This window comes from Lysobacter sp. TY2-98 (assembly GCF_003367355.1).
Lineage (GTDB): Bacteria > Pseudomonadota > Gammaproteobacteria > Xanthomonadales > Xanthomonadaceae > Cognatilysobacter.
The window spans coordinates 1,714,200-1,740,822 of record NZ_CP031413.1; the positions used below are offsets into that span (position 1 = coordinate 1,714,200).

The 26,623-nt window shown below is 68.4% G+C and carries 26 protein-coding genes and 2 tRNA genes; 17 read left to right on the forward strand and 11 right to left on the reverse strand.

Going from position 1 to position 26,623, the window contains the following annotated elements:
- The first annotated feature begins 52 nt into the window (after positions 1-52).
- From cysS to DWG18_RS08175, 4 genes are all read left to right on the forward strand, one after another.
- A complete protein-coding gene (cysS, locus tag DWG18_RS08160) occupies positions 53-1,435 on the forward strand; it encodes a cysteine--tRNA ligase (RefSeq protein ID WP_115646741.1) in 1,383 nt (460 codons plus the stop codon).
- 66 nt (positions 1,436-1,501) lie between these two features.
- Positions 1,502-1,945, forward strand: coding sequence for a SufE family protein (locus DWG18_RS08165; protein WP_115646742.1), 444 nt, complete (start codon positions 1,502-1,504; stop codon positions 1,943-1,945).
- A complete protein-coding gene (locus tag DWG18_RS08170) occupies positions 1,942-3,177 on the forward strand; it encodes an MFS transporter (protein WP_115646743.1) in 1,236 nt (411 codons plus the stop codon). The genes DWG18_RS08165 and DWG18_RS08170 overlap by 4 nt, the downstream gene beginning before the upstream one ends.
- 42 nt (positions 3,178-3,219) lie before the next feature.
- The gene (locus tag DWG18_RS08175) at positions 3,220-3,636 is read left to right on the forward strand and encodes a hypothetical protein (protein ID WP_115646744.1); all 417 of its coding nucleotides are present in this window, start codon (positions 3,220-3,222) and stop codon (positions 3,634-3,636) included.
- A 63-nt stretch (positions 3,637-3,699) separates the two neighbouring features.
- Here DWG18_RS08175 and dksA read toward each other — a convergent pair whose 3' ends face one another.
- Positions 3,700-4,833 carry an RNA polymerase-binding protein DksA gene (gene dksA / locus DWG18_RS08180; RefSeq protein ID WP_115646745.1) on the reverse strand — a complete coding sequence of 378 codons (1,134 nt, stop codon included), beginning with the start codon at positions 4,831-4,833 and terminating at the stop codon, positions 3,700-3,702.
- Between the two features lie 209 nt (positions 4,834-5,042).
- Here dksA and yidD point away from each other — a divergent pair, with 209 nt between their 5' ends.
- Together yidD and DWG18_RS08190 are read left to right on the forward strand one after the other, a co-directional pair.
- A complete protein-coding gene (yidD, locus tag DWG18_RS08185; protein WP_162823767.1) occupies positions 5,043-5,261 on the forward strand; it encodes a membrane protein insertion efficiency factor YidD in 219 nt (72 codons plus the stop codon).
- 59 nt (positions 5,262-5,320) lie between these two features.
- The gene (locus DWG18_RS08190) at positions 5,321-6,169 is read left to right on the forward strand and encodes a M23 family metallopeptidase (protein ID WP_115646747.1); all 849 of its coding nucleotides are present in this window, start codon (positions 5,321-5,323) and stop codon (positions 6,167-6,169) included.
- Positions 6,170-6,313: 144 nt separating this feature from the next.
- Here the strand turns inward: DWG18_RS08190 and folE2 are convergent, their stop codons facing one another.
- From folE2 to efp, 6 genes are all read right to left on the reverse strand, one after another.
- Positions 6,314-7,234, reverse strand: a complete 921-nt coding sequence (gene folE2 / locus DWG18_RS08195) for a GTP cyclohydrolase FolE2 (RefSeq protein ID WP_240318490.1) — start codon at positions 7,232-7,234, stop codon at positions 6,314-6,316.
- Between the two features lie 88 nt (positions 7,235-7,322).
- Entirely contained in the window at positions 7,323-8,018 is a 696-nt protein-coding gene (locus DWG18_RS08200) for a phytoene/squalene synthase family protein (protein ID WP_115646749.1), read from the reverse strand.
- Positions 8,015-8,689: a phosphoglycolate phosphatase gene (gene gph, locus DWG18_RS08205; RefSeq protein ID WP_115646750.1), complete on the reverse strand. Its 675-nt coding sequence runs from the start codon at positions 8,687-8,689 to the stop codon at positions 8,015-8,017. The genes DWG18_RS08200 and gph overlap by 4 nt, the downstream gene beginning before the upstream one ends.
- Positions 8,686-9,399 carry a bifunctional 2-polyprenyl-6-hydroxyphenol methylase/3-demethylubiquinol 3-O-methyltransferase UbiG gene (ubiG, locus tag DWG18_RS08210; RefSeq protein WP_115648102.1) on the reverse strand — a complete coding sequence of 238 codons (714 nt, stop codon included), beginning with the start codon at positions 9,397-9,399 and terminating at the stop codon, positions 8,686-8,688. The genes gph and ubiG overlap by 4 nt, the downstream gene beginning before the upstream one ends.
- Positions 9,399-10,739 carry a TRZ/ATZ family hydrolase gene (locus tag DWG18_RS08215; RefSeq protein ID WP_115646751.1) on the reverse strand — a complete coding sequence of 447 codons (1,341 nt, stop codon included), beginning with the start codon at positions 10,737-10,739 and terminating at the stop codon, positions 9,399-9,401. The genes ubiG and DWG18_RS08215 overlap by 1 nt, the downstream gene beginning before the upstream one ends.
- Positions 10,740-10,877: 138 nt before the next feature.
- The gene (efp, locus tag DWG18_RS08220; RefSeq protein WP_115646752.1) at positions 10,878-11,444 is read right to left on the reverse strand and encodes an elongation factor P; all 567 of its coding nucleotides are present in this window, start codon (positions 11,442-11,444) and stop codon (positions 10,878-10,880) included.
- Positions 11,445-11,547: 103 nt separating this feature from the next.
- On the opposite strand from efp, the gene epmB reads away from it, so the two are divergent.
- Together epmB and DWG18_RS08230 are read left to right on the forward strand one after the other, a co-directional pair.
- Positions 11,548-12,561: an EF-P beta-lysylation protein EpmB gene (gene epmB / locus DWG18_RS08225; protein ID WP_115646753.1), complete on the forward strand. Its 1,014-nt coding sequence runs from the start codon at positions 11,548-11,550 to the stop codon at positions 12,559-12,561.
- Positions 12,562-12,728: 167 nt separating this feature from the next.
- Positions 12,729-14,807, forward strand: a complete 2,079-nt coding sequence (locus DWG18_RS08230) for an EAL domain-containing protein (protein WP_115646754.1) — start codon at positions 12,729-12,731, stop codon at positions 14,805-14,807.
- 62 nt (positions 14,808-14,869) lie between these two features.
- On the opposite strand, the gene htpX is transcribed toward DWG18_RS08230, so the two are convergent.
- Positions 14,870-15,763 (reverse strand): protease HtpX, encoded by an 894-nt coding sequence (htpX, locus tag DWG18_RS08235; protein WP_115646755.1) that lies wholly within the window; start codon positions 15,761-15,763, stop codon positions 14,870-14,872.
- Positions 15,764-15,868: 105 nt separating this feature from the next.
- Between htpX and gluQRS the strand changes: the two genes are divergently transcribed.
- The 3 genes from gluQRS to phaR all read left to right on the forward strand — a co-directional run bounded on the left by gluQRS (position 15,869) and on the right by phaR (position 18,130).
- Entirely contained in the window at positions 15,869-16,741 is an 873-nt protein-coding gene (gluQRS, locus tag DWG18_RS08240; RefSeq protein WP_115646756.1) for a tRNA glutamyl-Q(34) synthetase GluQRS, read from the forward strand.
- 57 nt (positions 16,742-16,798) lie between these two features.
- On the forward strand, positions 16,799-17,539 hold the full coding sequence (gene phbB / locus DWG18_RS08245) for an acetoacetyl-CoA reductase (RefSeq protein WP_115646757.1): 741 nt from the start codon (positions 16,799-16,801) through the stop codon (positions 17,537-17,539).
- Between the two features lie 114 nt (positions 17,540-17,653).
- Positions 17,654-18,130 (forward strand): polyhydroxyalkanoate synthesis repressor PhaR, encoded by a 477-nt coding sequence (gene phaR / locus DWG18_RS08250; RefSeq protein ID WP_205289327.1) that lies wholly within the window; start codon positions 17,654-17,656, stop codon positions 18,128-18,130.
- 96 nt (positions 18,131-18,226) lie between these two features.
- Here phaR and DWG18_RS08255 read toward each other — a convergent pair whose 3' ends face one another.
- Together DWG18_RS08255 and DWG18_RS08260 are read right to left on the reverse strand one after the other, a co-directional pair.
- A complete protein-coding gene (locus DWG18_RS08255) occupies positions 18,227-19,171 on the reverse strand; it encodes a M48 family metallopeptidase (protein WP_115646759.1) in 945 nt (314 codons plus the stop codon).
- A 24-nt stretch (positions 19,172-19,195) separates the two neighbouring features.
- Positions 19,196-21,046 (reverse strand): formylglycine-generating enzyme family protein, encoded by a 1,851-nt coding sequence (locus DWG18_RS08260; protein ID WP_240318491.1) that lies wholly within the window; start codon positions 21,044-21,046, stop codon positions 19,196-19,198.
- Positions 21,047-21,129: 83 nt separating this feature from the next.
- Between DWG18_RS08260 and rnd the strand changes: the two genes are divergently transcribed.
- Entirely contained in the window at positions 21,130-22,227 is a 1,098-nt protein-coding gene (rnd, locus tag DWG18_RS08265) for a ribonuclease D (protein WP_115646761.1), read from the forward strand.
- A gap of 56 nt (positions 22,228-22,283) precedes the next feature.
- Here rnd and DWG18_RS08270 read toward each other — a convergent pair.
- Positions 22,284-22,359 (reverse strand) — tRNA-Ala (locus DWG18_RS08270).
- Between the two features lie 121 nt (positions 22,360-22,480).
- Between DWG18_RS08270 and DWG18_RS08275 the strand changes: the two genes are divergently transcribed.
- The 5 genes from DWG18_RS08275 (at position 22,481) to murB (ending at position 26,574) form a co-directional block, all read left to right on the forward strand.
- Positions 22,481-22,557, forward strand: a tRNA-Arg gene (locus DWG18_RS08275).
- A gap of 71 nt (positions 22,558-22,628) precedes the next feature.
- Positions 22,629-24,161, forward strand: coding sequence for an aldehyde dehydrogenase family protein (locus DWG18_RS08280; RefSeq protein ID WP_115646762.1), 1,533 nt, complete (start codon positions 22,629-22,631; stop codon positions 24,159-24,161).
- A 9-nt stretch (positions 24,162-24,170) separates the two neighbouring features.
- A complete protein-coding gene (locus DWG18_RS08285; RefSeq protein ID WP_115646763.1) occupies positions 24,171-24,464 on the forward strand; it encodes a DUF4190 domain-containing protein in 294 nt (97 codons plus the stop codon).
- Positions 24,464-25,525, forward strand: coding sequence for a quinone-dependent dihydroorotate dehydrogenase (locus DWG18_RS08290; protein ID WP_115646764.1), 1,062 nt, complete (start codon positions 24,464-24,466; stop codon positions 25,523-25,525). Before DWG18_RS08285 ends, DWG18_RS08290 begins: the two co-directional genes overlap by 1 nt.
- Positions 25,522-26,574, forward strand: a complete 1,053-nt coding sequence (gene murB, locus DWG18_RS08295; RefSeq protein WP_115646765.1) for a UDP-N-acetylmuramate dehydrogenase — start codon at positions 25,522-25,524, stop codon at positions 26,572-26,574. The genes DWG18_RS08290 and murB overlap by 4 nt, the downstream gene beginning before the upstream one ends.
- Positions 26,575-26,623 lie beyond the last annotated feature (49 nt).

Here is a 26,623-nt window from a genome sequence, read left to right on the forward strand (position 1 = left end):
AAGCCACGCCGCTACAATGGCTGGCTCGACCGTCGCGCCCTTACGAGCGTCCATGAGCCTGCATCTCTACAACAGCCTGACCCGCCGCCTCGAAGCCTTCGCGCCTCTCGATCCGGCGTGCCCGACGATGTATGTCTGCGGCCCCACGGTCTACAACTACGTACACATCGGCAATGCGCGCCCCTACGTGGTGTTCGGCGTGCTGGCCTCGCTGCTGCGCCGCCGCTACGGCGCGGTGCGCTACGTCCGCAACATCACGGACGTCGACGACAAGATCAACAACGCCGCGCGCGAACAGGGCGTACCGATCTCGGCCATCACCGACCGCTTCGCCGCCGCGTTCCGCGACGACATGGCCGCGCTCGGTGCGGTGGCGCCGGACGCCGAGCCGGCGGTCACCGCGCACATTCCGCAGATCATCACGATGATCGAACGCCTGATCGAATCCGGTCATGCGTACGCGGCGGAGAACCATGTGCTGTTCTCCGTCAACTCGTTCGACGGCTACGGCAAGCTCTCGCGTCGCGACGTCGACGAAATGCTCGCCGGCGCACGCATCGACGTGGCGCCCTACAAGCGTGATCCGGGCGATTTCGTGCTGTGGAAGCCGTCGACCGACGACCTGCCGGGCTGGGATTCACCGTGGGGTCGCGGTCGTCCGGGCTGGCACATCGAATGCTCGGCGATGGCGGAAGCGCATCTCGGCGAGACCATCGACATCCATGCCGGCGGCGTCGACCTGCAGTTCCCACACCACGAGAACGAGATCGCTCAGAGCGAATGTGCGCACGGTGGCCGCGTGTTCGCGCGCTACTGGCTGCACAACGGCATGCTCAACTTCGGCGGCGCGAAGATGAGCAAGTCGCTGGGCAACATCGAGAAGATCCACGATCTCGTCGCGCAGCATCCGCCGGAAGCGCTGCGCTATGCGCTGCTGTCGGCACATTACCGCCAGCCGCTGGAGTGGTCGGATGCGGTGATCGAGCAGTGCGTTCGCACGCTGGATCGGCTGTACGGAACGTTGCGCGATCTCGGCGATGTGCCGGCGACGGCGACGATCCCGTCCGTCGTCGAGCAGGCACTGGATGACGACCTCAACACGCCGCAGGTGCTCGCCGCGGTCAATGAACTCGCGCGCGACGCACGCGCCTTGCTCGCTGCGGGTGACGCCGATACCGCACGACTGTCGGAACTGAAGTCGCAACTGCTCGGGGCCGGCGCCGTCCTCGGCCTGCTGCAGCAGTCGCCCGCGGACTGGTTCGCGCGCGGTGTCGATTCGAGCGACGACGCACGCATCTCCGCGCTCGTCGAAGAACGCACCGCTGCCAAGAAGTCGCGCGATTTCGCACGCGCCGACGCCATCCGCGACCAGCTCGCCGGCGAGGGCGTTCTCCTCGAGGACACGGCTGCCGGCGTACGGTGGCGTCGCGCGTGATCGATCGATCCGATCGTCTTCCGACCTCGCTGCGCCCGCCCCGCCCATTTCCACTCCGATCACCGCATGACCGCCACGTTCCCGCTTGAACCCACCGCCGCGGAGGCGCAGGACGCCATTCGCGAGGAGTTCGCGTTCTTCGGCGACTGGGCCGAGCGCTACCAGTACCTCATCGACCTCGGCCGCAAGCTGCCGGAGATGGACGAATCGCTGCGCGTCGAGGAGAACCGCCTGCTCGGCTGCCAGTCGAAGGTGTGGATCGTGAGTTCGGGCGATGCGGCCAAGCTCGACTTCCTCGCCACCAGCGACTCGGCGATCGTCTCCGGCCTCGTCTTCCTCGCGCTGCGCGTGTACGCGGGGCGCAGCGCCTCCGAGATCCTCGCGACGGAACCGACGTTCGTCGCCGACATCGGCCTGTCGAAACACCTGTCGCCGACGCGCAGTAACGGTCTCTCCGCCCTGCTTGCGCGCATCCGCGACACCGCGCAGGCGGCGCTGGACGCCGCATGACGGAGGCGGCGGCCGCGCCCAGCCCGATGCGCGTGCCCGCGTTCGTCGCGCTGATGGGCTATCGCATCCTGACGATCCTGTCGTACCAGATCGTCTCGGTCGCGGTGGGCTGGCAGATCTACCAGCTCACGCGCGACCCGCTGAAGCTGGGCCTGGTCGGCCTCGCCGAGGTCATTCCGTATTTCTGCGTCGCGCCGTTCGCTGGCTATCTCGTCGACCATCTGCCCCGTCGCAAGCTCGGCATGGTCGCCTGTCTCGGCCTCGCGCTGACGCCGCTGGTGCTCGCGCTGGTCTCGATGCGCCTGCGCGCAGGTTCGCCGCTGGTCTTCATGTACGGCGCGGTCGCGCTGACCGGCGCTGTTCGTTCGTTCCTGGGCCCGGTCTACAACGCACTGTTCGGGCGCGTGCTCGTGCGCGAGCAGTACACCCGCGGCGCCAGCATCGGCAGCATCGTGTTCCAGTCGGGGCTGGTGCTCGGCCCGGCGATCGGCGGTGCACTCGTCGGCGCCGGCAGCATTGTCGTCGCCTACGCCGTGGCGATGGCGCTCGCGTTCGCGGCATCGCTGTCCGTGGTGTCGCTGCGTGTCACCGAGCCCGCGCAGCAGATGCAACGCGGCCCGATCTTCCGCAGCATCGGCGAAGGCATCCGCTTCGTCTTCAGTCACCAGATCCTGCTCGGCGCACTCGCCCTCGACATGTTCGCCGTCCTGTTCGGCGGCGCCATCTCGCTGGCGCCCGCGTTCATCCATGACGTCCTGCATCGCGGTCCCGAAGCGCTGGGCATCCTGCGCGGCGCACCGGCGCTCGGCGCGGTGCTCGTCGGCGTCTACCTCGCCCGACGTCCGCTCGAACGCCACGCCGGCCGCATCCTGCTGTGCGCGGTCGCGGGCTTCGGCCTGTGCATGATCGGCTTCGGCCTGTCGACCTCGTTCTGGCTGTCGGCCGCGATCCTGCTGCTGTCGGGCATGTGCGACGGCGTGTCGGTGGTGCTGCGATCGACCATCCTGCAGCTGGCGACCCCGGACGACATGCGCGGCCGCGTATCGTCGATCAACGGCATCTTCATCGGCTCGTCGAACGAACTTGGCGCGTTCTGGTCCGGCGCGATGGCGCGCCTGATGGGGCTGGTGCCGTCCGTCGTCTTCGGCGGCTTCATGACGCTGGCCGTCGTGGCGTCGACCGGATGGCGCGCGCCGAAGTTGCGCCGCCTCGACCTGCGCGAGCTACGCTAGCCCCGGCGCCGCCGCCCGGCGGCTCACGACGGGGAAACGCGCATGGCCGTTCGACCGAAGTGGCTTCGTCCCGTGGCGATCGTCGCCGCGCTCTGGAACCTGCTGGGCTGCCTGGCCTTCGCGCAGGACCTTCGCGTCTCGCCCAGCGACCTCGCGCACATGTCGCTCGAACAGCAACAGGCCTATGCCGCGCGGCCGATGTGGTCGGTGGCGGCGACGGGCGTCGCGGTCATCGGCGGCCTGCTGGGTTCGATCGCGCTCGCGCAGCCGCATCGCATCGCGTGGCCGCTGCTGGCCGCCTCACTGATCGGCGTGATCGTTCAGGACGTCGGCCTCGTCATGGCCTCCGGCGGTGTGCTCGGCACGATGGCCATCGTGCTGCAGGGCATGGTGCTGGTGATCGCGATCGTTCTGGCGATGCTCGCGCATCGCTACGCAGCCGGTCTTCCGAAAGACTGACCGCCCCTAGAAACACGAAGCCCCGCACGCGGCGGGGCTTCGATGCGTCCGGGTGACGCGGCGTCAGTCGCCCATCTGCTTCTGCAGGTGCTCCCAGCGCTCCTGCGCGTCGATCGTGCGCTCGGCGGTGAGACGTGCCTCGAGGCGATCCAGGCCGATTTCCTCGCCCGTGTCGGCGCAATAGCCATAGTCGCCCGAGTCGATGCGCTTGAGCGTGCTGTCGATCTTGCTGATCAGCTTGCGGTAGCGATCGCGCGTACGCAGCTCCAGCGAGTTCTCGGTCTCCCGCGTCGCGCGCTCCGCTTCGTCGCCGACGTCGCGCACTTCCTCGCGGAGGTTCTCGATCGTCTGCTTCGACTCCTCGACCAGGTCGCCACGCCAGGACAGCAGGCGCTGACGGAAATACTCCAGCTGCAACGGGTTCATGTACTCCTCGTCCGCCTTCGGCTTGTAGCCATCGGGGACGATCGGACGACCCGTCGCGTCATCGGTGCGGTACTCGGGCATGCGACGCGGGCCCGTGTGCGCCGCGGTATTGCCACGACCTGCCGCCACGGCGACGGCGACCTTGCCACTGGACGGGCGCTGGACCACGGCGGCGACGGCGCCACCTGCGGCTGCGGCGGGGGCCGCGGCGCTCTTCTTGTTCGTGCTCTTGCTCATCGACTCCACCTGCAGGGACGGGCGCGCCGCGGTGCTCGCGGTCGACGTCGTCCCGTTCTTCAACGCGCCCGCCGCAGCACCGGTTGCACCGGACTGCGTCGGACGTTCATTCGTGCTGGCGCGCGAAGCCGGTGCCGGGGCGGCGGGCTTCGCAGCCGGCGTGGGCTGCTTCTTCGGTGCGGGTGCCGGTGCGGCCTTCGTCGTCGCGGGCTTGCGCGCGGCCGCCGCTTCGACGCGCGGCGGCGCCTTCGCGGGCGCCTTCTTCGCCGGCGCCTTGGCGACCGGTGCGGCCTTTTTCACCACCGGCGCGACCTTCTTTGCCGGTGCAGCCTTCTTCGCAGGCGCCGCCTTGACCGGCGCCTTCTTGGCCGGAGCAGGCTTTGCCTTCGGCGCGGGCTTGGCCGGCGCCTTCTTTGCGACAGCCTTTTTCGCAGCCGGCTTCGCCACGGGCTTCGCGGCCTTCTTCGCGGCCGGCTTTGCTGCGGACTTCTTGGCCGGCGAGGCGGCCTTCTTCGCGGTCTTCTTTGTCGCCACGAGCGCCTATCCTTCTTCCCTTGAGGCGGGAAAGCGCGCTGTTATACCCTGCCCGCAAGTGCTGCGGCAACCGCACGGACTACGCGTTCCGACAGGGACTTCAAGCGTGCTTCGACGCTGATTGCATGGAGTTCCGCGATCGCTCGCTAAGCTGCGAAGAATCGCGACGATGTGGCCGCCATCATGGTGAGCCCGAGCATCAAGATTCCGTGATCGACCGCGCCCTTATCGCATTGCTCCGCGGCTACAAGCGATGGATCAGCCCGCTTCTGGGTCCGCGCTGCCGTTTCCATCCCACGTGTTCGGTCTACGCGATGCAGGCAATTGCACGCTACGGCGCGCTGCGCGGCTCGTGGTTGGCCGCGCGACGCATCCTGCGCTGCCATCCGCTGCATCCCGGCGGCCACGATCCGGTGCCGCCGCGATGACTCAGGCGCGATTGGGTGATCGCGCGCGACGATGCCTCGAAGTCTTGCGGAGGCATTCGATGGCGCGGCGCAGCCTGATCGGTCCGGCTCTGGTATTGCTTGCTGCGTGTTCCAGTGCGCCACGCGTGGCGACGCCTGCACCTGCGGCCGCCAAACGCGTGCAGGTGCAGATGCCGGCGTCGGCTTCGCAAGGCGCGCTCGTGATCGGACGCACCACGCCCGGCGCGCATGTGCACTACGCCGGTCGCGACGTGCGCGTCGCACCCGATGGCCATTTCGCGATCGGCATCGCGCGCGACGCGAGCGGCGTGGTCCCGGTGTCGGTCGACGCGGCAGGCTTCGCACCGACGACGGCCAAACTGGCGATCACTCCACGCGACTGGCCGATCGAACGCATTGCTGGCGTGCCGCCCGCGACGGTCAATCCGCCGCCCGAGATCGCCGCGCGCATCCAGGCCGAACAGGCACGCGTGTCGGCCGTGCGCACGCGTGATGACGAGCGCCTCGATTTCCTGCAGCGCTTCCAATGGCCCGTGCAGGGGCGCATCAGCGGGCGTTTCGGCAACCAGCGCATCTACAACGGCAGTGCCGGCGCACCGCATTCGGGCATGGACATTGCCGCCGCGCAGGGCACACCGATCCAAGCGCCTGCGGCCGGCACGGTCACGTTTGCTGATCCCGACCTCTATCTCACCGGCGGCACGGTCGTTCTCGACCACGGGCACGGCGTGAGTTCGAACTTCCTGCATCTTTCCCGCATCGACGTGCACGTGGGCGATCGCGTCGAGCAGGGTCAGGTGATCGGCGCAGTCGGCATGACGGGGCGCGCGACCGGGCCGCATCTGCATTGGGGGATGAACTGGTTCGACGTGCGCATCGATCCGCTGCTCGTGCTGGATACCCACTGACGCAGGAGCGCGGCAGTGCGTCGCGGCGAAGACGATGGCGCAGCATAGGCCGCGCGGCTCGATGTGCGGATCGCTCCATTGACCTTGCTGGCGCTCACCGGCGCCGCGTGCGGCGCCGAGTTCCAGCCTCGGCTGCGCAACTGGTCAGGCCCCGGCACCCTCTCCGCTCACCGATGCCACCGCATCGTGCGCGTGCAGGCTTTCGATGTGCTCGACGCGCGCGTCGAAACGCACGACGTGCGGATCGTGGGCGAGCGCGTGGGCCACGCGGCGTGCCGCGTCCTCGCAGAACATGAGGTTGCGCGCATTGAGCGCCGCGAACGCCTGCTCGTCCTCGCGCTTCACCGCGGTCTGCACCGGCGTGCCCAGCGCGACTTCGACCCGATCGATCAAGTCGACGATGGGCAGCGACGCGAGTCCCGCAGCGAGTCGAACGCGTACGTCGGCGCGGCTGCGCTGCGCGTGCGGTGTCGCGACGAGACCGGCTTCCGAGCGCAGCCAGTCGCGCGCGGCGGCGGCGTCCACGCTGCCTTCCGCGCCGAACGTCTGCGCGAACGCTTCCGCGCTCATCTGACGCGACAGCGCGGCGGACGCCGGACATGTCGACGAATAGTCGACCGCGACCGCAAGATCGATGCTCACCTGACCGTCCAAGACGTCCGCGCTCACTTCGACGGGATACGCCTTCCAGCCGGCATTGGCGCTCGCGAGCGCGGGCCTGAGCAACAGGTGGTCGAAGCGGATCACCAGATGCGCCGATCGCGACAGCGCGCCCTGCGTTTCGACCAGCGCATGCAGCACGCGCGCGAGACCGTCGGGGGTCATCTCCTCCGCGGCGAACGCGTGCTGCAGACGCAGGTACAGCCGGGACATGTGGATACCGCGCGCGTCCGGATCGCGCAGGTCCACGAATACATCGACCTTCGCCGGCACCTGGAGCGCCTCACCCGTTGCCGAACGCGTGCGCACCGGGAGCGCGATGCCGGCCATGCCGACGCGATCGAGCGCGCGCGCCGTCGCGGCGCGGTCGAGTGCGACATCGGGCATGACGCGGGGCTGGGTCATCGAGAGATCGGGCAATGAACAGAGGCTGCGCATTCTACCGGCGCAGGGTTTCGCGCCCGGGAACGCCGGCGGAACGATCCGTGGCGCGTCAGCCGCGTGCGCCGCGCCAACCCGCCCACAGGGCGGACCACGGCGACAGCGGGGCGTCGGGGCGGCCGCTCGCCAGCCGCGCGCGCGCCAGCGACAGCGCGATCCCGCGCGACGGGCTCAATCGTGCCGACGGCCAATGGGCGAGCAGCGCGCGACTCCAGCGTGCGGCCGCGTCGTCGTGCGATGTGAATTCCGTCGGCACCGCATCGCCGGGATGCCGCGCAAGGCGCGCGTGCAGCCAGCACGCGATGACCGCCTCCGTGTCCGACCGATCCAGCAACACGCGCTCGCTCTGCGCAATGGCCCTCGCGACCCGTTGCAGCTGCTCGCGCGCTTCTGCCGCATCGCGAGGACGGAATCTCGCGGCGAGCAGGCTCGGCAATGTCTGCGCAAGTTTTTCCCACGCGACCGGCTGCTTCTGCAGGACCGCGCCCAACGGATGACGGCGGATGCCTTTGCTCCAGCCCGCGAGCTCGTCCACCCACCAGCGCAATTTCGCCTCGCCCGGTCGCGCATCGTCACCGCGCCACGCCGCTTCCTGCCATTCAAACTGCAGCGCCTGCCAGGCATCGACGACCTCGCGCTGCGATGCCGGCACGAAACGCTCGACCAGCGCCCATTCCGGCCACGCGCCACGCCACTTGGCGACGAACGCCGCGGCATCGCCCGCGGGATGGGCGTCGTGATCGCTCACTGCGGCATCCAGCGCGACGGGTCGAGCATGTCGTGCGGCGAATCGAGCATGACGTCGCCCTGCCACGAGGCCGGATCGTCCTCGTCGAGGCGATACCCCCACAACGCGACGACCGACCGCATGGGCGCGGCACGCGCAGCAACGATGTCGCGCTCGTCATCGCCGACGTAGACGCAGTCCGCCAGATCGGCACCCATGCGTTCTGCGGCGACGCGTAACGGCAGCGGGTCGGGCTTGCGCGCGGAGAGCGAATCGCCGCCAATCAGCACGCCGCAACGCGTGGCCCAACCAAGCAGGGGCATCAGCGCGACGGCCAGCGACTCGGGCTTGTTGGTGACGATGCCCCAGCGCGAACCCGCGGCTTCGATCGCAGCCAGGAACGCTTCGATGCCATCGAAGGGCTTGCCGTGCAAGCCGAGCTCGCGACGGTAGTGATCCAGAAATTCGGGGATCCAGGTTTCGCGCGTCGCCGCGTCGACCTGCGGAAACGCCGCCGACACCATGGCACGCGCACCCTTGGACACGTGCGGACGCAACGCCTCCAGCGTCATCGGCGGTTCGTTGCGTACCGCACGCATCGCATTCACTGCCGCCAGCATGTCGGGCGCGCTGTCGAGCAGCGTGCCGTCAAGGTCGAACAGCACGACCTTCGGAAAAGCCGTGTCGCTCATGCCGGCTTGCGCGCGCTGACGATGTAGTTGATGTCCGCGCGGCGCGACAGACGCGCCGAGTGCAGCATCGGCAGGTACATGAGGCCGCTGACGTCCTCGAGTTCCAGATCGGCACCGCGCAGCCACGTGGCGAGTTCCGAAGGACGCACGAAATCGCGGTACTGGTGCGTGCCCTTCGGCAGCAGGCGCGCGACGTATTCGGCGCCGACGATGGCAAACGCGAACGCGGCGGGCGTGCGGTTGATCGTCGACACGAACAGACGACCGCCGGGCTTCAGCGCATCAGCGCAGGCACGGATGACGGCCGAAGGATCGGGCACGTGTTCGATCATCTCCATGCACGTGACGGCGTCGAACGTCGACGGCGCGGCGGCTGCGACTTCCTCGACCGGTTGCACGCGGTAGTCGAGCTTCGCGCCGCTCTCCAGCGCATGCAGGCGCGCGACCTTGACGAGCTCCGGCGCGAGATCGATCGCGGTGACGTTCGCACCCGCAAGCGCCATTGCTTCGCTGAGAAGGCCAGCGCCGCAGCCGACGTCGAGCACGTTCGCGCCTGGAAGCTGCACACGATCGGCGACGTATTTCAGGCGGACCGGGTTCAGCGCGTGCAGCGGCTTCTGCGGGCCCTGCGGATCCCACCAGCGCGCGGCGAGCGCGCCGAAGCGATCCAGTTCGGATTGACGGAAATTGCCGGCAGTCGAGGTGGTCATCAGGCGGTCCTGATCGTGCGGATGCGGTCGCGCCACTGGCGGGCGTTCGCGCGGAGGGCGTCGCGATCCATGTCGACGAGCTGGCGGTCGCGGAGCTTGCGGCGCCCGGCGATCCAGACGTCGGTGACCTGATGGCGACCGGTCGCGTAGACGAGCTGCGAGATGACGTGGAACAGCGGCTGGCTTTCGAGGTCGTCGAGATCGATGCAGACGAGGTCGGCCTGCTTCCCGACGCGGATCGAACCGATCTGCGCGCCAAGGCCGAGCGTGATCGCACCTCCCAGCGTGGCAGCACGCAGCGCGCTGGCGGCGTCGAGCGCGGAGGCGTCGTCGGCGACGGCCTTTGCGAGCAGCGCGGCCGTGCGCGTCTCACCGATCATGTCGAGATCGTTGTTACTGGCGCAGCCGTCGGTGCCGAGGCCGAAGGTGACGCCCGCGTGCTGCAGCTTGCACACCGGGCAGAAGCCTGACGCGAGCTTGAGGTTCGACTCCGGGCAATGCGCCACGCAGACGCCGCGCTCTGCACAGAGCGCGATCTCGGCGTCGGTGAGCTGCGTCATGTGCACGGCGATCAGGCGATCGCTGACGATGCCCAGCGCGTCGAGGCGCGCCAGCGGGCGCACGCCGAACTGCGCGATCGATTCGCGGATTTCCTGCGCGGTCTCGTGCGTATGAAGGTGGATGCGGACGTCGCGCTCGTTCGCGAAGTCGCGCACGCGATGGAAGTTGGCGTCGTTGACGGTGTACGGCGCGTGCGGCGCGATGGCGGTGCCGACGAGCGCATCGTCGCGCCATGCGGCGTGCACGTCGGCCGCCTTGCCGAAGTACTCGTCCGACGTCTTCGCCCACGCGGTCGGGAAATCGATCACCGGCAGGCCGACCAGCGCACGGAAGCCGTAGCGCTTGTAGGTCTCGGCCTGCACGTCGGGGAAGAAGTAGTTCTCGTTGGCGCAGGTGGTGCCGCCGCGGAGCATTTCGGCGATCGCGAGCGACACGCCGTCGCGCACGAAGTCCGGCCCGATCACCGCGCTCTCGACCGGCCAGATGTGGCCCTGCAGCCATTCCATCAGCGGCAGGTCGTCGGCGATGCCACGCAGCAGCGTCATCGGGTTGTGCGTGTGCGAATTGACGAGGCCCGGAATCAGTGCGGCATTCGGGCGCGAGACCACTTCGCGCGGCTCGAAGCGCTCGCGCAACTGAGTCCGCGGCCCGACCGCGACGATGCGGCCATCGACGATCGCGACGGCGTGGTCCTCCCAGACCTCCCCATGCGGCTCGACCGGCACGACCCAGCCGGCTTCGATCAGTACGTCGCAGTGTTGCTTGCCCGCCTCGCCCATTCCCGACCTCGCATCCGTTGCCCAAAGGCTAGGCGTTTGCGCGTTACCGCTGCGAAAGCGCCCCGCCGATACGACAAAGCCCGCGGAAGGCCGCGGGCTTCGTCATGTCGACGACCGGTCTCCCGGCCGTCCGATGACTCACTTCACGCGGCTGACGTATTCGCCCGAACGCGTGTCGACCTTGATCATCTCGTCCTGGTTCACGAAGAGCGGCACGCGCACGACTGCACCCGTCTCCAGCGTCGCCGGCTTGCCGCCGCCGCCCGAGGTGTCGCCACGGACGCCCGGATCGGTCTCGGTGATCTTGAGTTCGACGAAGTTCGGCGGCTGCACCATGATCGGCGTGCCGTTCCAGAGCGTGACCACGCACTCTTCCTCGCCCTTCAGCCACTTCTCGGCGCCACCCATGCCGTTCTTGTCCGACTGGACCTGCTCGAACGACTCCGGGTTCATGAAGTGCCAGTACTCGCCGTCGGAATAGAGGTACTGCATGTCGGTGTCGACGACGTCGGCCTGCTCCACGTTGTCGGTCGCCTTCATCGTCATTTCGACGACGCGGCCCGACTTGATGCTGCGGTACTTCACGCGGGTGAACGCCTGGCCCTTGCCCGGCTTGACGTACTCGGTCTCCGTGATGACGCACGGGTCGTTGTTGACCAGGATCTTCTGCCCGGTCTTGACGTCGTTCATGCCGAGGGTGGCCATGCGTAGAACTCCTGCGAGGTGAGCGGCCGGCGCATCGCGGGCGACGGCTAGAATGGAGGGCCCGGACCGCGCGGTCCGGAAGTCCTGATTGAAACAGCCCGCAATGATACCCGCTGCCCTTACCCCGCCGCACGCGGCCGGCGCCGTGCGCTGGCAACAGCTCTGGCGCGAGGCCGTGCGGGATCCACGCGAGCTGCTCGCGCTGGTGGGGCTGGGCGACGTCGCGACCGGCATGTCCGAAGCCGCGGGCGAGCAGTTCGCCCTGCGGGTGCCACGCGGGTTCATCGCCCGCATGCGCCACGGCGACGCCTCCGACCCGCTGCTGCGACAAGTGCTGCCCCTCGACGAGGAACTGCGACCCGCACCCGGCTTCGCGATCGACGCGGTCGGCGACTCGCTCGCCCGCGCCGGGCAGGGCGTCATCCGCAAGTACCGTGGGCGTGCGCTTCTGGTCGCGACGGGCAGCTGCGCGATCAATTGCCGCTACTGCTTCCGCCGGCACTTCCCCTACGGCGACGAGACCGCCGCGGCGGCGGGCTGGCGCGAGGCGGTCGCCCTGATCGCGGCCGACCCGACCATCGACGAGGTCATCCTGTCCGGCGGCGACCCGTGGTCGCTGTCGACCCCGAAGCTCGTCGAGCTCACCGACGCACTCGCCGCGATCCCGCACCTGCGCCGCCTGCGCGTCCATACCCGCCTGCCCGTCGTCCTGCCCGAACGCGTGGACGACGAGCTGCTCGCCTGGCTCGGCAGCCTGCCCTGGCCGGTGACGGTGGTGCTCCACGCCAACCACGCCAACGAGTTCGACGCCGCCGTCGATTCCGCCCTCGCCGCCCTGCGCGGTGCCGGGGTCACGCTGCTCAATCAGGCGGTGCTGCTGCGCGGGGTCAACGACTCCGTCGACGCCCTGGCCGACCTCTCCGAACGCGGCTTCCGCGCCGGCGTGCTGCCGTATTACCTGCACCAGCTCGACCGCGTGCAGGGCGCGGCCCACTTCGAAGTCGACGACGAGCGCGCGCGCGAACTGCACCGGGCGCTGGCGGCGCGCCTGTCGGGCTACCTCGTCCCGCGCCTGGTCCGCGAGGTCGCGGGCGACCCGGGCAAACGCCCCCTCTGAAAGTTTCGGCGGGGCCGGCCGATGGGGAGGTATCCGTACGCCGAAGTAGGTCAGCCCGTCACAGTCCGGGCGGGCGGCACGCCATTCGTCGCCTTGGAACGACCGCTCGGGGATGACGTGAACACACCCGGCATGTCATAACTGGGTGCGACCGCAAGGAGATGGGAATGCAGTTCGGGAAAGACGCGGCCCTGCGACTCGTGATCGTCGACGACAGCGTGGAGGCGGCCGAGGCCGTCGTCAGCACGCTTCGCAACGCCGGCATCGCCGTTCGGCCTTCGCGCCCCGAGAACCCCGACGAGCTGGCCCATCAGGTCGGCCAGCAGTCTCCCGACCTCGTGCTCCTCGCCCGCAAGGCCACGCTGGTGCCCGCCGCCGACGTGCTGCAACGCGTCGCGACGAGCGGCAAGGATCTTCCCGTGCTCCTGCTCGTCGACCAGATTGACGAGACCGGCGTGCTCGAGGCGATGACGATGGGCGCGCGCGGCGTCGTGCTGCGCCATCGCAACGACCACATCGTCAATGTCGTGCAGACCGAGTGGTCGGACCTCGAGGCCCGGCGCGCGCTGCGCAAGCTCGAGTTCCAGGTCCGCGAGACCGAGCGCCGTTGCGACTCGCTGATCGAGTCCTCGCGCGATCCCATCGCCTACATCCACGAGGGCATGCACATCCGGGCCAACTCGGCCTACCTCGAGATGTTCGGCTACGAGTCGTTCGATGAAGTCGAGGGCATGTCGCTGCTCGACATGATCGCGCCGTCGCACGTCGAAGCCTTCAAGGCGCTGCTGAAGAAGTTGTCCAAGGGCGAAGCGCCGCCGCCGCGCGTGGAAGTCGAGGCGCGGACGCTTGACGGCAACCAGTTTCCCGCCGTTATGGAATTCACGCCGGCGATGTACGAGGGCGAGCACTGCCTGCAGCTGGTGCTGCGCCGGCAGGAGATCGACCCGGACCTCGCGCGCGAAGTCGAAGAGCTGCGCCAGCGCGACCAGGTCACCGGCCTGCTCAACCGCGCGACCTTCCTGCGCGCGCTCGAGGACGCTGTCGCCGACGCGGCGCAGAATTCGACGCACAGCGGCTTCCTGCTGATCGAACCCGATTACTACGCCAAGCTGCTGCAGGACATCGGCCTCGACGCCGCGGACGACCTCGTCGCCGCCTGCGCGCGGCGCCTGCGCGACAGCGTGCCGGAGGACGTCATCCTCGCGCGCTTTGGCGAACACCAGTTCGCGGCGCTGGCCCGCGGTGCGAACCACGAAGTCACCACGATGTTGGCGGAGCAGGTACGCAACGCGTTCGCCGACCACGTCGTCGAAGCCGGCAGCCGTTCGCTCAATGCGACGGTGAGCATCGGCGGCGTGCAGATCGGCGAGAAGATCGCCAGCATCACCGCCGTCCTCGCACGCGCAACGCAGGGCATCCAGTCGTCGAGCGGGATGGGCGGCAACCGCGCCGAAGTGTTCGACCCGGGCGCGGCCGACCGCGCCGAGGAAGAGCGCGTGCAGGCGTGGGTGGACCGCATCCGCGATGCGCTGGATTCCGACCGCTTCACCATGGCCTATCAGCCGCTGGTGAGCCTGCACGGCGAGCCCGGCGAGATCTACGAAGCCTACCTGCGCATGAAGGGCGACCAGGGCGAGCTCGTCGCGCCGCTGGCCTTCCTGCAGATCGCGGAAGAAAACGGGCTGCTGTGGGAGATCGACCGCTGGGTCGTCGGCAGCGCGCTGCAGGTGATCGGCGAGCGGATGAGCGCGGGCAAGCGCACCACGCTGCTGGTCAAGATCACCGAGAGCTCGCTCCAGGACGACAGCCTGATCAAGCACATCGAGGAACAGATCACCAAGCATGGCGCCGATGGCAGCCTGCTCGTCGTGCAGCTGCCCGAATCGAAGGTGTTCACCAACCTGCGTGCGGCACAGGAATTCCAGGCGCGCGCCGCGCGTTCGGGCGTGCGCGTCGGCCTTGAGCATTTCGGCGCGGGCCTCAACTCGTTCCAGCTGCTTGCGCACTTCGATGCCGACTTCCTGAAGATCGACCGCACCTTCATGGAGCAGCTCGGCACCAGCGCCGAGCACCAGAAGCGCCTGCGCGAGATCACCGACAAGGCGCGTGCGCTCGGCAAGCACACTATCGCCGAACACGTGCGCGACGCGCAGAGCATGTCGGTGCTGTTCGGCGCGGGCGTCGACTACGCACAGGGCTTCTTCCTGGCCGGCGTCAGCACCACGATGGATTACGAGTTCGGTTGATCGGCCGCATCGTGAAATGAAAAGCCCGCCGGATGGCGGGCTTTTTTGTCGCCGCGACAGGCTCAGGTCACCACGCGCACCGACGGGCTTTCCGCGGGCAGCCGACGCAGCGCTTCGATGCGTTCGGTGAGCGGCGGATGCGTCATGAACAGGCGACGCATGCCGTGTGCTACCCCGCCGCTGATGCCGAACGCCTGCACCTGCTTGGGCAGCGTGGTTTCCCCGTGATTGCGCGAGAGTTTCTCGAGCGCCGCGATCATCTTCTCGCGCCCGGCCAGATGCGCACCGCCCGCGTCCGCGCGGAATTCGCGATGGCGCGAGAACCACATCGCGATGACGCTCGCCAGCAGGCCGAACACCATGTCCAGCACCATCACGGTCACGAAGTAGCCGACGCCGCCGCGACGGTCGTTGCCGCCGAGATAGCCGTCGATGAGGCGACCGACCACGCGCGCCAGCACGATCACGAACGTATTGAGCACGCCCTGGATCAGCATCATCGTCACCATGTCGCCATTGGCGACGTGGCTGACCTCGTGGCCGAGCACCGCTTCGGCTTCGTCACGATCGAGGTTACGCAGCAGGCCGGTGGACACCGCGACCAGCGAATCGTTACGGCTGGGGCCGGTCGCGAACGCGTTGATTTCCGGGCCCTCGTAGATCGCGACTTCCGGCATGCGGATACCGGAAGCTTCCGCCTGGCGACGCACCGTGTCGACGAGCCAGCGCTCGGATTCGTTGCGCGGCTGTTCGATCACGTACGCACCGGTGGTGCGCTTGGCGATCCATTTGGACATCATGAGCGAGATGAACGAGCCACCGAAGCCGAACAGCGTCGCCATCACCAGCAGCCCACCGCTGGTCTGCGGGTTCACCCCGAGCACGCGCATGACGATGCTCAGCAGCACCAGCACGGCAAGGTTGGTCGCGAGGAAAAGAGTGATGCGTTTGAGCATGGCGTCGAGGATCCGCGGGGCAGCGTTACGTGCGATTGAACGTGGCGCGTCCACGGCCGCTTTTCAATCCCCCGTGCTCGCGACGGCCAGCGCCGCTTCAGCCGCATGACCGGCAGCGGGTACCGGGGACGGTTCGCGCCCTCGCCCACCGGCGACCTGCATGCGGGTTCGCTGCTCGCCGCGCTCGGCAGCTGGCTGTTCGCGCGCCGCGCCGGCGGACGTTGGCTGGTGCGCGTCGAAGATGTGGACACGCCGCGCGAAGTGCCGGGCGCAGCGGCGCGTCAGCTCCATGCACTGCGCGCGTTCGGCCTGCATGCCGACGAGCCGATCGTGCGACAGAGCGCTCGTCATGCCGCGTATCGCGCCGCACTCGAGGACCTGGCTGATCGCGGCCTCGCATTTCCGTGCTGGTGCAGCCGCGCCGACCTTGCCGCGACCGGCGGCGTGCATCGCGCCTGCGTGCGTGCGCCCGACCCCGACCGCGCGCCGGCGGTCCGGCTGCGCGTCGCCGACGGCACCCGCGTGCGCTTTGACGACGACCTGCTCGGCGCGCAGGTGCAGGACGTCGACGCGGACGTCGGCGACTTCGTGCTCTATCGCGCCGACGGCCTCTGGGCCTACCAGCTCGCGGTGGTGGTCGACGATGCCGACCAGGGCGTCACGCATGTCGTCCGTGGCGCGGACCTGCTCGACTCCACGCCACGGCAGATCCTGCTGCAACGCGCGCTGGGCCTGCCGACGCCGGGTTACGCGCATCTCCCCGTCGTCCTCGACGACGAAGGCCGCAAGTTGTCGAAATCTCTGGCGTCCAATCCGGTCGATCCGGCCAATCCCCTGCCCGCGCTGCAGCGCGCGTGGGCGGCGCTCGGACAGGCTGCACTGCAGCATTTCGAAGACGAGACCGTCAGCGCATGGCTCGGACGTGCCCTCGCCGCATTCGATCCGACGAAAATCCCGCGAACTGCCACACAGCTTTGAGGCTTCGTGCCTAGAATCGGGACGAGCGGCGCAGGTCGCGCCAGCACGGAGCAGCTCATGCAAAGTCGCGTAGCACTGGTCACCGGCGGCACCGGTGGCATCGGAACCGCCATCATCGAACGCTTGGCCTCGATGGGCCACAAAGTCGCGACGAACTACCGCGACGAGGCGAAGGCGCGCGCCTGGCAGCAGAAGCTTCGCGACAAGGGCGTCGAGGTGTACCTGTCGAAGGCCGACGTCGCCGATCCCGACCAGTGCGAGGCGATGGTGCGCGACGTCGAAACCACGCTCGGTCCGATCGACATCCTCGTCAACAACGCGGGCATCACCCGCGACACGACGTTCCACAAGATGACGTCGCAGCAGTGGAACGAGGTCATTACGACCAACCTCGGCTCCGTGTTCAACGTCACGCGCCCGGTCATCGAGGGCATGCGCAACCGCAAGTGGGGCCGCATCATCCAGATCAGCTCGATCAACGGGCAGAAGGGCCAGTACGGCCAGGCGAACTACGCGGCGTCTAAGGCCGGCATGCACGGATTCACGATTTCGCTGGCGCAGGAGAACGCGAAGTTCGGCATCACCGTGAACACGGTATCGCCCGGCTACATCGGCACCGACATGGTCATGGCGGTACCCGAAGAGGTGCGCAACAAGATCATCCAGCAGATCCCGACCGGGCGCCTCGGCAATCCGGACGAGATCGCCTACGCCGTCTCGTTCTTCATTCCCGACGAGGCCGGCTGGATCACGGGCGCGAACCTCGCCGTGAACGGCGGCCAGTACATGGGCTGGTGATCGCCGGCACTGAAGCGGTCAGCCCCCGGGCCGGCCGCGGCCGGGGGCGCAGTTGCGTGGCCTGCCGCACTGCGTCATTCTCGGGACATCCCGCTTTTTTCCGGTGTTCCGCAGATGGCTTCTCCGCGCGTCATCAAGAAATATCCGAATCGACGGCTCTACGACACGGAAATCTCGAGCTACATCACCATTGAAGACGTCCGTCAGCTGATCATCGACGGCGAAGAGTTCGAAGTGCGGGATGCACGCTCCGGCGACGATCTGACCCGGCAGGTGCTGCTGCAGATCATCGCCGAGCACGAATCCGACGGTGAGCCGCTGCTGTCAACGCAGCTGCTGAGCCAGATCATCCGCTTCTACGGCGACTCGATGCAGGGCTTCATGGCCAGCTACCTCGAGAAGTCGATGCAGCTCTTCCTCGACCAGCAACAGCAGTTCCGCACGCAGATGGGCGGCCTCTTGGGCCAGACGCCGTGGACGCTGATGAACCAGCTCACCGAGCGCAACCTGCAGATGTGGAAGGACTTCCAGCAGAACCTGTCCGGCACCATGGGTGCCCCGACCGGGCGCAAGAGCGAGACGCAGAAGTAGTCGGCAGCCGGGACAACGCCGGGGCGCATCGATCGACTTGGAAAACCCGCGCCGCCGGAGGGCGACTCGGGTTTTTTCTTGGGTAGCGTTTTGCGGTCAAGGGGTTGCTGCGACCTCCGCCGGCGCCCCGCCGCCACAGAACTTCTTGTAGAACGCTTCCGCCTGCGGCATCAGCTGCTGCAGGTGCGCGATGCGGTTTTCCGGATCCGGGTGGGTCGACGCGAACTCCGGCGGACGCGATCCACCGCCGAGCTGCTCCATGCGCTGCCACAGCGGAATCGCCTCGTGCGGGTTGAAGCAGGCCGCCGCTGCGAGCATCAGGCCGACCTGGTCCGCCTGCGCCTCGTGGTTGCGGCTGTACGGCAGGATGAAGCCGTACTGCGCACCGGCGCCCAGCGCGCCCATCACCGCGCGCTGCTGGTTCGGATCCATGCCGCCCAGTGCGACGCCCGCCGCCATCTGCCCCATCTCGACCAGCTTCTGCTGGGCCATGCGCTGCGAGCCATGGCGCAACAGCGCGTGCGCGATCTCGTGGCCCATCACCACCGCCATCGAATCCTGGTTCTGCGCGATCGGAATCAGTCCGGTGTAGACCGCCATCTTGCCGCCCGGCAGGCAGAACGCATTGGCCTCGTCCGACTGGATGACGGCGACGTCCCACTGGAAGTTCTTGTAGTTCTCCGGCGCTGCGGTGCCGTTGGCCTGCGCGAGATCCTGCGTGACGTCGGGCACGCGCTTGATAAGGCGTTCGGCGATCCCGCGGATCTGCTGGCTAACCTGCGCGTTCGCCGGCACCAGTGCGTTCTGCGATTGCGCGTCACCAACCACCTGCTGGAACGCCTGCGTGCCGAGGTCGACCTCTTCATCGGTCGACGCCCCGTAGTGCGCCGTCTCGCCGGTGTAGGGATCCTTCTGCGCGCTGCCGAACCACGACACCGCGGCGTAGATCGCGAAACCGATCAGGATGATCCAGCGGATGCCACCGAATCCGAAGTCACGACGTTGCGTGCCGACAGACTGGCCCAACGGATCGATGCGCATCGATGAACTCCAAGGTTGCAGCGACTAGAGGTCGCGCACCACCCGGAAGCCGATGCGCGCGTTCGTGGTGTCGGCGTCCGTGCCGCTGCGCCAGGCCGAACGGACCTCCGCCGGCGAACTGGCCCAGGAGCCGCCGCGCATCACGCGCTGCCTGCAGCCCGGATTGACCCAGGCGCGCTGGTCGCGCGGGGCGCGGCGGTAGCTGCTGTGCCAGCAGTCCGCCACCCACTCGCTGACATTGCCGGCCATGTCGTGAAGACCGAATCGATCGGGCGCGTAGTGCGCGACCGGCGCCGGCCCCCACGCGCCGTCCGCGTAACCGGGGAACACGTTCTGCCAGGTGCGCCCCGACGGCGAACGGTCGCCTGCCCCCGTGAAGTTGCCGGTGTTCGGGGGCGGCGTACCAGCGCCCCACGGATACGGCGTCTTCGAGCCCGCGCGCACGGCGTATTCGAACTCGGCCTCGCTGGGCAGGCGGTAGCGATGCCCCGTCTCCTGCGCCAGCCACTCCGCGTAGGCACTGGCATCCTTCGCGCTGACGTGCACGACGGGCAGGTCGTCCGTCGCTGGTCGACCGAGGTAGTCGCTGCGCCAGTCGACGTTGCCACGGCGCACGAAGTTGCCGCTGCGCAGGTCGTAGACGACCGAATAGCCGCGACGGGTCGAGCGCGCCCGGTACTTGGTCGCGTCGACGAAACGTCGGAACTGGCCCACCGTCACTTCCGTCATCGACACGGCGAGCCCGCGCTGGAAATGGATCGCGCGGGTCGGGCGCTCGGCGTCGCTCGCGCCACGTTCGCCCGGCGGCGCGCCCATCGTGAAATCGCCGTACGGGATGACCACCATGGTCGGCGTGCGCCCCCCGCCCTGCAGCGCATCGGTAAAGCGCTGCCCCGGCACGAACAGGCCGTAATGGACGGCGAAATCGATGCGTCGCCGCAGCTCGGCCGCGGTCGGATCGGCCGCGGGCGCGATGCGCAGGATGTGCGCGAGAAATCCGCGCGCGGTTTCCACGCCACGCGGCTGCGTCAGCGCGGCGATACCGGCGTCGCGCAGGTCACCGATGCGGGCGGCGCGTTCGAACGCGATGCGCGCACGCGCTTCCGCGACGACGCCCGCCTCCGGCCGCACCTTCTGCGCCAGCACCAGCCAGCGTTCGGAGCCGACATAGTCCTCTTTGGCCGCCGACTCCTCGGCGCGACGGATCAGCGCACTTTCCGCCGCTGCCAGGCCCTGCTTCGCGCGCGCATCGGTGGCGCGCAGCGCAAGCGCGCGACGGAACCACGCGATCGCGCCTTCACCACCGTCCTCGCCGATACGCCCCTGCGCGAGTTCCGCCTCGCCGCGCTCGCTGTCGCGCAGGCCATCCTCGACGCGGTCGACCTGCTGCAGGAAGCGCTCGACCTCCGGACGATCCAGCGCGACCACGCGCAGCACGGACGCCGCGTGGCGAACGCGATGCAGCGCGTCCGGATCGACATCGATGTCCGCCAGCGCCTCGCGCGCCTGCAGCACCAGGCCGGCAACGGAGTGTTCGACGCCCGCCTCCGCGCGCGTGCGCATCGGCGCGTAGTCGCGCAACGCCATGAACAGGGGTAGCGAGGAGGTGTCATCGTCGGCGAAGCGTCCCGCGGCGAGCGCGTCGTCAGCCTGTTTGGCGAGCGCCTGCGCATTGCGACGGTCGACGTCGATGTGCGGTGCGCGCCAGCCCGGCAGTCGCGATTCGGCCTCGCCGACGGTAACGCTGGGGGCGACGCGGGCCTTGGCAGCGGAGTCCGCGTCGCGATCGTGGCAGCCGGCGAGAAGCAGCGCGCCGCCCATCGCGACAGTCAGCGCGATGGCCTGTGCGGGCTTCGTCCGGGCCTTCGTGCGCAAGACGCCTCCTGCCTGCGGCCGCTGCCGCCGGGTCCACGGAAAGTAGGCTATTGTCGCCCGCTCCCGCAAACCCGGCACCCGTCTTGGCCCACTGGATCGATCGCCCCGACGCGCTGCGCGCGCGCCTTGCATCGCCGCCGTCGCGCGTCGGCCTGGACACGGAATTCGTCCGCGAACGCACGTACTGGCCGAAGCTCGCACTGGTGCAGATCGCACTGCCACAGGACGACGGCAGCGTCGAGATCCTGCTCGTCGATCCGCTCGTGCCGGGGATGAACGAAGCGCTCGCGCCGCTGCTCGCCGACACGGCGGTGCTGAAGATCATGCACAGCCCGAGCGAGGATCTGATCGCGCTGCGCGAAACCTGCGGCGAAGTGCCGCGCCCGCTGTTCGACACGCAGGCCGCCGCCGCGCTCGCGGGCATCGGCGCGGGACTCGGCTACCAGAAGCTGGTCGCGGAGATCACCGGCGTTGCGCTCGAAAAGGGCGAGACGCGTTCGGACTGGATGCGCCGCCCGCTATCCGCATCACAATTGCAGTACGCGGCGGAAGACGTCGCGCATCTCTTCGAGATCTACGACGTGCTGGTCGCCAAGCTCGACGCGCTCGGCCGCCGCGGCTGGCTCGATGCCGACATGGCGCGCACTGTCGCGAACGCGATCGAAGACCCCGCCGAACGCTGGCCTCACCTGTCGATGCGCAGCGCGCAGTTCTTCGACCGCGACGCGCAGGCACGCCTGCTCCGACTGCTGCGCTGGCGCGATGCGCATGCGCGCATCGCCGACCTACCGCGCAGCTGGGTGCTCGACAACGAACTCGCGGCCACCCTCGCCCGCCCGGAGCCGACGGATCGTGACGTCGTCGCCGAAGCGATCCGCGCGCACCCCAAAGGCCCACGCAAGCTCGTCGATGCAGTTTGGAACGCGCTTACGACGCCACTCGCCGACGAAGCCGATGCGCCGGACGCCACGCAGGCCGAACGTCGCGACAAGAACCGCATCAAGGCGCTGCAGGACGCCGTGTCCAAACGCGCGGAGGAACTCGGCGTCGCGGATGCGGTGCTCGCGTCGCGCCGCATGCTCGAACCGTTGGTCGATACCGGTGAATGGCCGGAGTCGCTGGCGGGCTGGCGTCGCGAGCAGCTCGAACCGGCTTTGGCACCGTTGCTCGCAAAGCGCTGAGCAGCCGATACCTCCAAACAAAAACGGCGCCCGAAGGCGCCGTTTTTGCGTAATCGTGGTGGAGCGGAGGGGGATCGAACCCCTGACCTTCGCGATGCGAACGCGACGCTCTCCCAGCTGAGCTACCGCCCCACGAGGACGCGCAGTGTACCGGCGCAGCGGCGGTCCTGCCAAGCGGTTTTGGGGCGACGCTGCGATCGCCGGAGCGTGATTACCGGCACAGTCCGCTCCCGTGCGAAAATCGGCGGCTTGGGGCCCCGTAGCTCAGCTGGATAGAGCGTCCCCCTCCTAAGGGGAAGGTCGCACGTTCGAATCGTGTCGGGGCCGCCACTGGAACCCTCGCCTTGCCGCGTCCGCGATCCGACCTCGTCGGTGGGCGCAGCCGATCATGGAGCATCACGATGACCCACCCCGTCCTCACCGCACTCGGCCTGACCGAGCTGGAATCCGGCACGTACCTCGGCAGCGGCCAGTGGTCGCAGACGCGCGACGCCGGCGTGCTCGAGTCCGTCAGCCCCACCGACGGCACGGTGCTCGCGCGCGTGCATGCGTCGTCGCAGGAGGACTACGACACCATCGTCGAGCGCGCGCAGGCCGCGTTCAAGGTGTGGCGCACGACGCCGGCGCCTCGCCGCGGCGAAGCGATCCGTCTTTGCGCCGAAGCGCTGCGCCAGCACAAGGACGCGCTCGGCTCGCTGGTCGCACTGGAGATGGGCAAGTCGAAGCCGGAAGGCGACGGCGAAGTGCAGGAGATGATCGACATCGGCGACTTCGCCGTCGGTCTGTCGCGCCAGCTCTACGGTCTGACGATGCATTCGGAGCGCCCCGGCCACCGCATGTACGAGCAGTGGCATCCGATCGGCCTGGTCGGAATCATTTCGGCGTTCAACTTCCCGGTCGCGGTGTGGGCGTGGAACTCATTCGTCGCGGCCGTCTGCGGTGACATCGCGATCTGGAAGCCGTCGCCGAAGACGCCGCTGTCGGCCATCGCGTCGATGAAGATCTGCAACGAAGCGCTGCGCGCCGGCGGCTTCCCGGACATCTTCTTCCTGTTCAACGACGCCGGTTCGGATCTCGCGCAGACCTTCGTCGACGACGCGCGCATTCCACTGATCTCGTTCACCGGTTCGACCAAGGTCGGCCGCATGGTCGGCGAGCGCGTCGCGCGCCGCATGGGCCGTTCGCTGCTGGAACTCGGCGGCAACAACGCGATCATCGTCGACCCGTCGGCGGACCTGAAGCTCGCGATTCCGGCGATCGTGTTCGGCGCGGTCGGCACCGCCGGCCAGCGCTGCACCACCACGCGTCGCCTGTTCGTGCACGAGTCGATCTACGACGACGTGCTCGCCAAGCTGGTCACCGCGTACAAGCAGGCCGAAGGCAAGATCGGCGATCCGACCGATCCGTCGAACCTCATGGGCCCGCTCAACAGCCGCGACGGCGTGCAGGCGTATCTCGATGCGATCGCCGCAGCGAAGGCGGCGGGCGGCACGATCGCCACGGGCGGTACCGCGATCGATCGCCCCGGCAACTTCGTGCTGCCGGCGATCGTCACCGGCCTGACGAACGACGCCGCGATCGTGCAGCACGAAACGTTCGCGCCGATCCTCTACGTCATGAAGTATTCGACGCTCGACGAAGCCATCGAACTGCAGAACGCGGTTCCGCAGGGCCTGTCGTCGTCGATCTTCACCACCAACCTCAAGGCGGCCGAGCAGTTCCTGTCGGCATGGGGTTCGGACTGCGGCATCGCCAACGTCAACATCGGCACCTCGGGGGCGGAGATCGGCGGCGCGTTCGGTGGCGAGAAGGAAACGGGCGGCGGGCGCGAGTCCGGTTCGGACGCGTGGAAGGCGTACATGCGTCGCCAGACCAACACGATCAACTACTCCGATTCGATGCCGCTCGCGCAAGGCATCAAGTTCGACCTTTAAGGCACCGACATGAGCTCGCAGCCGATCAACGTTCCTTCGAGCCCGATGGCGGTGGCGAGCCTCGTGCTCGGCATCCTGTCGTGGGTCGTCCTGCCGATTCTTGGTGCGATTGGAGCGATCATCTGCGGGCACTTGGCGCGGCGCGAAATCCGCGCCGCGCGCGGTGCGGTCGGCGGCGACGGAATGGCGACCGTCGGACTCGTGCTCGGCTACGCGCACCTGGTCGTGATGTTGATCGCCCTCGTCGTCGTGATGCTGTTCTTCGGTGGGCTCTTCGCCGTGCTCCTGCACGCCGCGCACTGATGTACGGCCTGCTGCGCCCGCTGCTGTTCCGACTCGATGCCGAGACCGCGCACGGCGTGGCACTGCGTGGTCTCGACACGCTCGAACAGGCGGGCCTGCTCGGCCTGGTTGCGCGACGACCGGCGCAGTCGCCGTATCCGGTCAACGTGTTCGGGCTCGACTTTCCCAACCCCGTCGGCCTCGCCGCAGGGCTCGACAAGAACGGCGAACACATCGACGCGCTGTTCGGCCTCGGTTTCGGCTTCGTCGAGGTCGGCACGGTGACGCCGCGTCCCCAGGCGGGCAATCCGAAGCCGCGCATGTTCCGGCTTCCGAAGCATCGCGCCGTAATCAATCGCCTGGGTTTCAACAATCTTGGCGTCGACGCGCTGGTGCACAACGTCGAGGCCGTGCGTCATCGGCGCGGCATCCTGGGCATCAACATCGGCAAGAACAAGGACACGCCGAACGAATCGGCGCAGGACGACTACCTGCATTGCCTCGAACGCGTGTATCCGCTCGCCGACTACATCACCATCAACATTTCATCGCCCAACACGGCCGGCCTGCGCGAGTTGCAGGAAGAGCAGTCGCTGCGACGCCTGATCGGCACGCTGCGCGAGGCGCAGGAGCGGTTCGGCGCACAGCACGGCAAACGTGTGCCGATGCTGGTGAAAGTGGCGCCGGATCTTTCCGACGACGACATCGAAGCCGCTGCGCGCGTGCTGGCCGATCTGCAGGTCGATGGCGTGATCGCGACGAATACGACGATCTCGCGGGAAGGCGTCGAGGATTCGCCGCATGCGGACGAGCCGGGCGGTCTGTCGGGCGCGCCGGTGATGCAGCAGTCGACCTACGTGCTACGCCGCCTGCGCACGCGCCTGCCCGAATCGATCCCGCTGGTGGGCGTCGGCGGCATCCTTTCCGGCGCCGATGCGGTCGCCAAGATGGCCGCAGGTGCCAGCCTCGTGCAGTGCTACACCGGCTTCATCTACCGCGGGCCCGTACTGGTGCGCGAATGCGTGGCGGCGATCCGCCGTCGCAAGGAAGCCCCTAGCCGCGGGCACATGTTCCCGACATGAGCGATCCGATTCCTGGCGTGCGCATCACGCGCGACGCCGATCTCCGCGGTCTCAATACGTTCGGTGTCGACGCACGCGCGCCGTGGCTGGTCGAGGTCGACGATGCCAGCCGCCTCGCCGACGTTTTCGCAGTCGCGCCGCTGGCCGGAACGACGCCGCTGGTGCTCGGTGGCGGCAGCAACGTGTTGTTTGTCGATGCGCCGGAGGCGCCGGTGTTGCGCCTGACGGGTACGCAGATTCGCGTGCTCGACGATGACGGCGATACCGTGCGGCTCTCTGTCGATGCAGGCGTCGAATGGCATGCCTTCGTTCTCCGCACGCTCGATGATGGCCTGTCCGGTATCGAGAACCTCGCACTGATTCCGGGCACCGTCGGCGCGGCGCCGATCCAGAACATCGGTGCCTATGGCGTCGAGGTGCGCGAGCTCATCGATGCCATGCACGTCTTCGAACCCGCCACCGGTAGAAGCGCGCGAATGACGAACGCCGACTGCGCGTTCGCCTATCGCGACAGCGTGTTCAAGCACGATCCGGCGCGCTACGTCGTCACGGGCGTCGAATTCCGCCTGCGCCGCGGCGGCGCGCCGAACCTCGGCTACGCGGGCATCGCGGACGAACTCGCCGCGCGTGGCATCGATGCGCCGACCGCACGCGACGTCGCCGACGCCGTCATCGCGATCCGTCGTCGCAAGCTGCCGGACCCGGCCGTCATCGGCAATGCGGGCAGCTTCTTCAAGAATCCGATCGTCAGCGCCGACATCGCCGATGCGCTGCTGTCGGCGAATCCGCGTCTGCCGGTGTTCCCCGCGGGCGACGGCCTGCGCAAGCTCTCGGCCGCCTGGTTGATCGACAGCGCGGGTCTGCGCGGCTATCGCGACGGCGATGCCGGCGTGTCGCCGGGCCACGCGCTGGTACTGGTCAACCACGGCGCTGCAACCGGTGCGGATCTGCTACGCGTCGCGCGGCATGTCGCCACGACCGTCGAGGAGCGCTTCGGCGTCGCACTCGAGCCGGAGCCACGCGTGATCGGAGCGCGCTGGGCGCAGTGACTGCTCCGCGTCCGCGCCGTTTGAGCGGCGCCGCCGGGCATTCGCAGTG

Excerpts from the sequence above, each read along its gene's own strand:
- cysS (WP_115646741.1), top strand. The coding sequence starts at position 53 with ATGAGCCTGCATCTCTACAACAGCCTGACCCGCCGCCTCGAAGCCTTC.
- DWG18_RS08165 (WP_115646742.1), top strand. The coding sequence starts at position 1,502 with ATGACCGCCACGTTCCCGCTTGAACCCACCGCCGCGGAGGCGCAGGAC.
- DWG18_RS08170 (WP_115646743.1), top strand. The coding sequence starts at position 1,942 with ATGACGGAGGCGGCGGCCGCGCCCAGCCCGATGCGCGTGCCCGCGTTC.
- DWG18_RS08175 (WP_115646744.1), top strand. The coding sequence starts at position 3,220 with ATGGCCGTTCGACCGAAGTGGCTTCGTCCCGTGGCGATCGTCGCCGCG.
- DWG18_RS08190 (WP_115646747.1), top strand. The coding sequence starts at position 5,321 with ATGGCGCGGCGCAGCCTGATCGGTCCGGCTCTGGTATTGCTTGCTGCG.
- folE2 (WP_240318490.1), bottom strand. The coding sequence starts at position 7,234 with ATGACCCAGCCCCGCGTCATGCCCGATGTCGCACTCGACCGCGCCGCG.
- gph (WP_115646750.1), bottom strand. The coding sequence starts at position 8,689 with ATGAGCGACACGGCTTTTCCGAAGGTCGTGCTGTTCGACCTTGACGGC.
- ubiG (WP_115648102.1), bottom strand. The coding sequence starts at position 9,399 with ATGACCACCTCGACTGCCGGCAATTTCCGTCAATCCGAACTGGATCGC.
- DWG18_RS08215 (WP_115646751.1), bottom strand. The coding sequence starts at position 10,739 with ATGGGCGAGGCGGGCAAGCAACACTGCGACGTACTGATCGAAGCCGGC.
- efp (WP_115646752.1), bottom strand. The coding sequence starts at position 11,444 with ATGGCCACCCTCGGCATGAACGACGTCAAGACCGGGCAGAAGATCCTG.
- epmB (WP_115646753.1), top strand. The coding sequence starts at position 11,548 with ATGATACCCGCTGCCCTTACCCCGCCGCACGCGGCCGGCGCCGTGCGC.
- DWG18_RS08230 (WP_115646754.1), top strand. The coding sequence starts at position 12,729 with ATGCAGTTCGGGAAAGACGCGGCCCTGCGACTCGTGATCGTCGACGAC.
- htpX (WP_115646755.1), bottom strand. The coding sequence starts at position 15,763 with ATGCTCAAACGCATCACTCTTTTCCTCGCGACCAACCTTGCCGTGCTG.
- gluQRS (WP_115646756.1), top strand. The coding sequence starts at position 15,869 with ATGACCGGCAGCGGGTACCGGGGACGGTTCGCGCCCTCGCCCACCGGC.
- phbB (WP_115646757.1), top strand. The coding sequence starts at position 16,799 with ATGCAAAGTCGCGTAGCACTGGTCACCGGCGGCACCGGTGGCATCGGA.
- phaR (WP_205289327.1), top strand. The coding sequence starts at position 17,654 with ATGGCTTCTCCGCGCGTCATCAAGAAATATCCGAATCGACGGCTCTAC.
- DWG18_RS08255 (WP_115646759.1), bottom strand. The coding sequence starts at position 19,171 with ATGCGCATCGATCCGTTGGGCCAGTCTGTCGGCACGCAACGTCGTGAC.
- DWG18_RS08280 (WP_115646762.1), top strand. The coding sequence starts at position 22,629 with ATGACCCACCCCGTCCTCACCGCACTCGGCCTGACCGAGCTGGAATCC.
- DWG18_RS08285 (WP_115646763.1), top strand. The coding sequence starts at position 24,171 with ATGAGCTCGCAGCCGATCAACGTTCCTTCGAGCCCGATGGCGGTGGCG.
- DWG18_RS08290 (WP_115646764.1), top strand. The coding sequence starts at position 24,464 with ATGTACGGCCTGCTGCGCCCGCTGCTGTTCCGACTCGATGCCGAGACC.
- murB (WP_115646765.1), top strand. The coding sequence starts at position 25,522 with ATGAGCGATCCGATTCCTGGCGTGCGCATCACGCGCGACGCCGATCTC.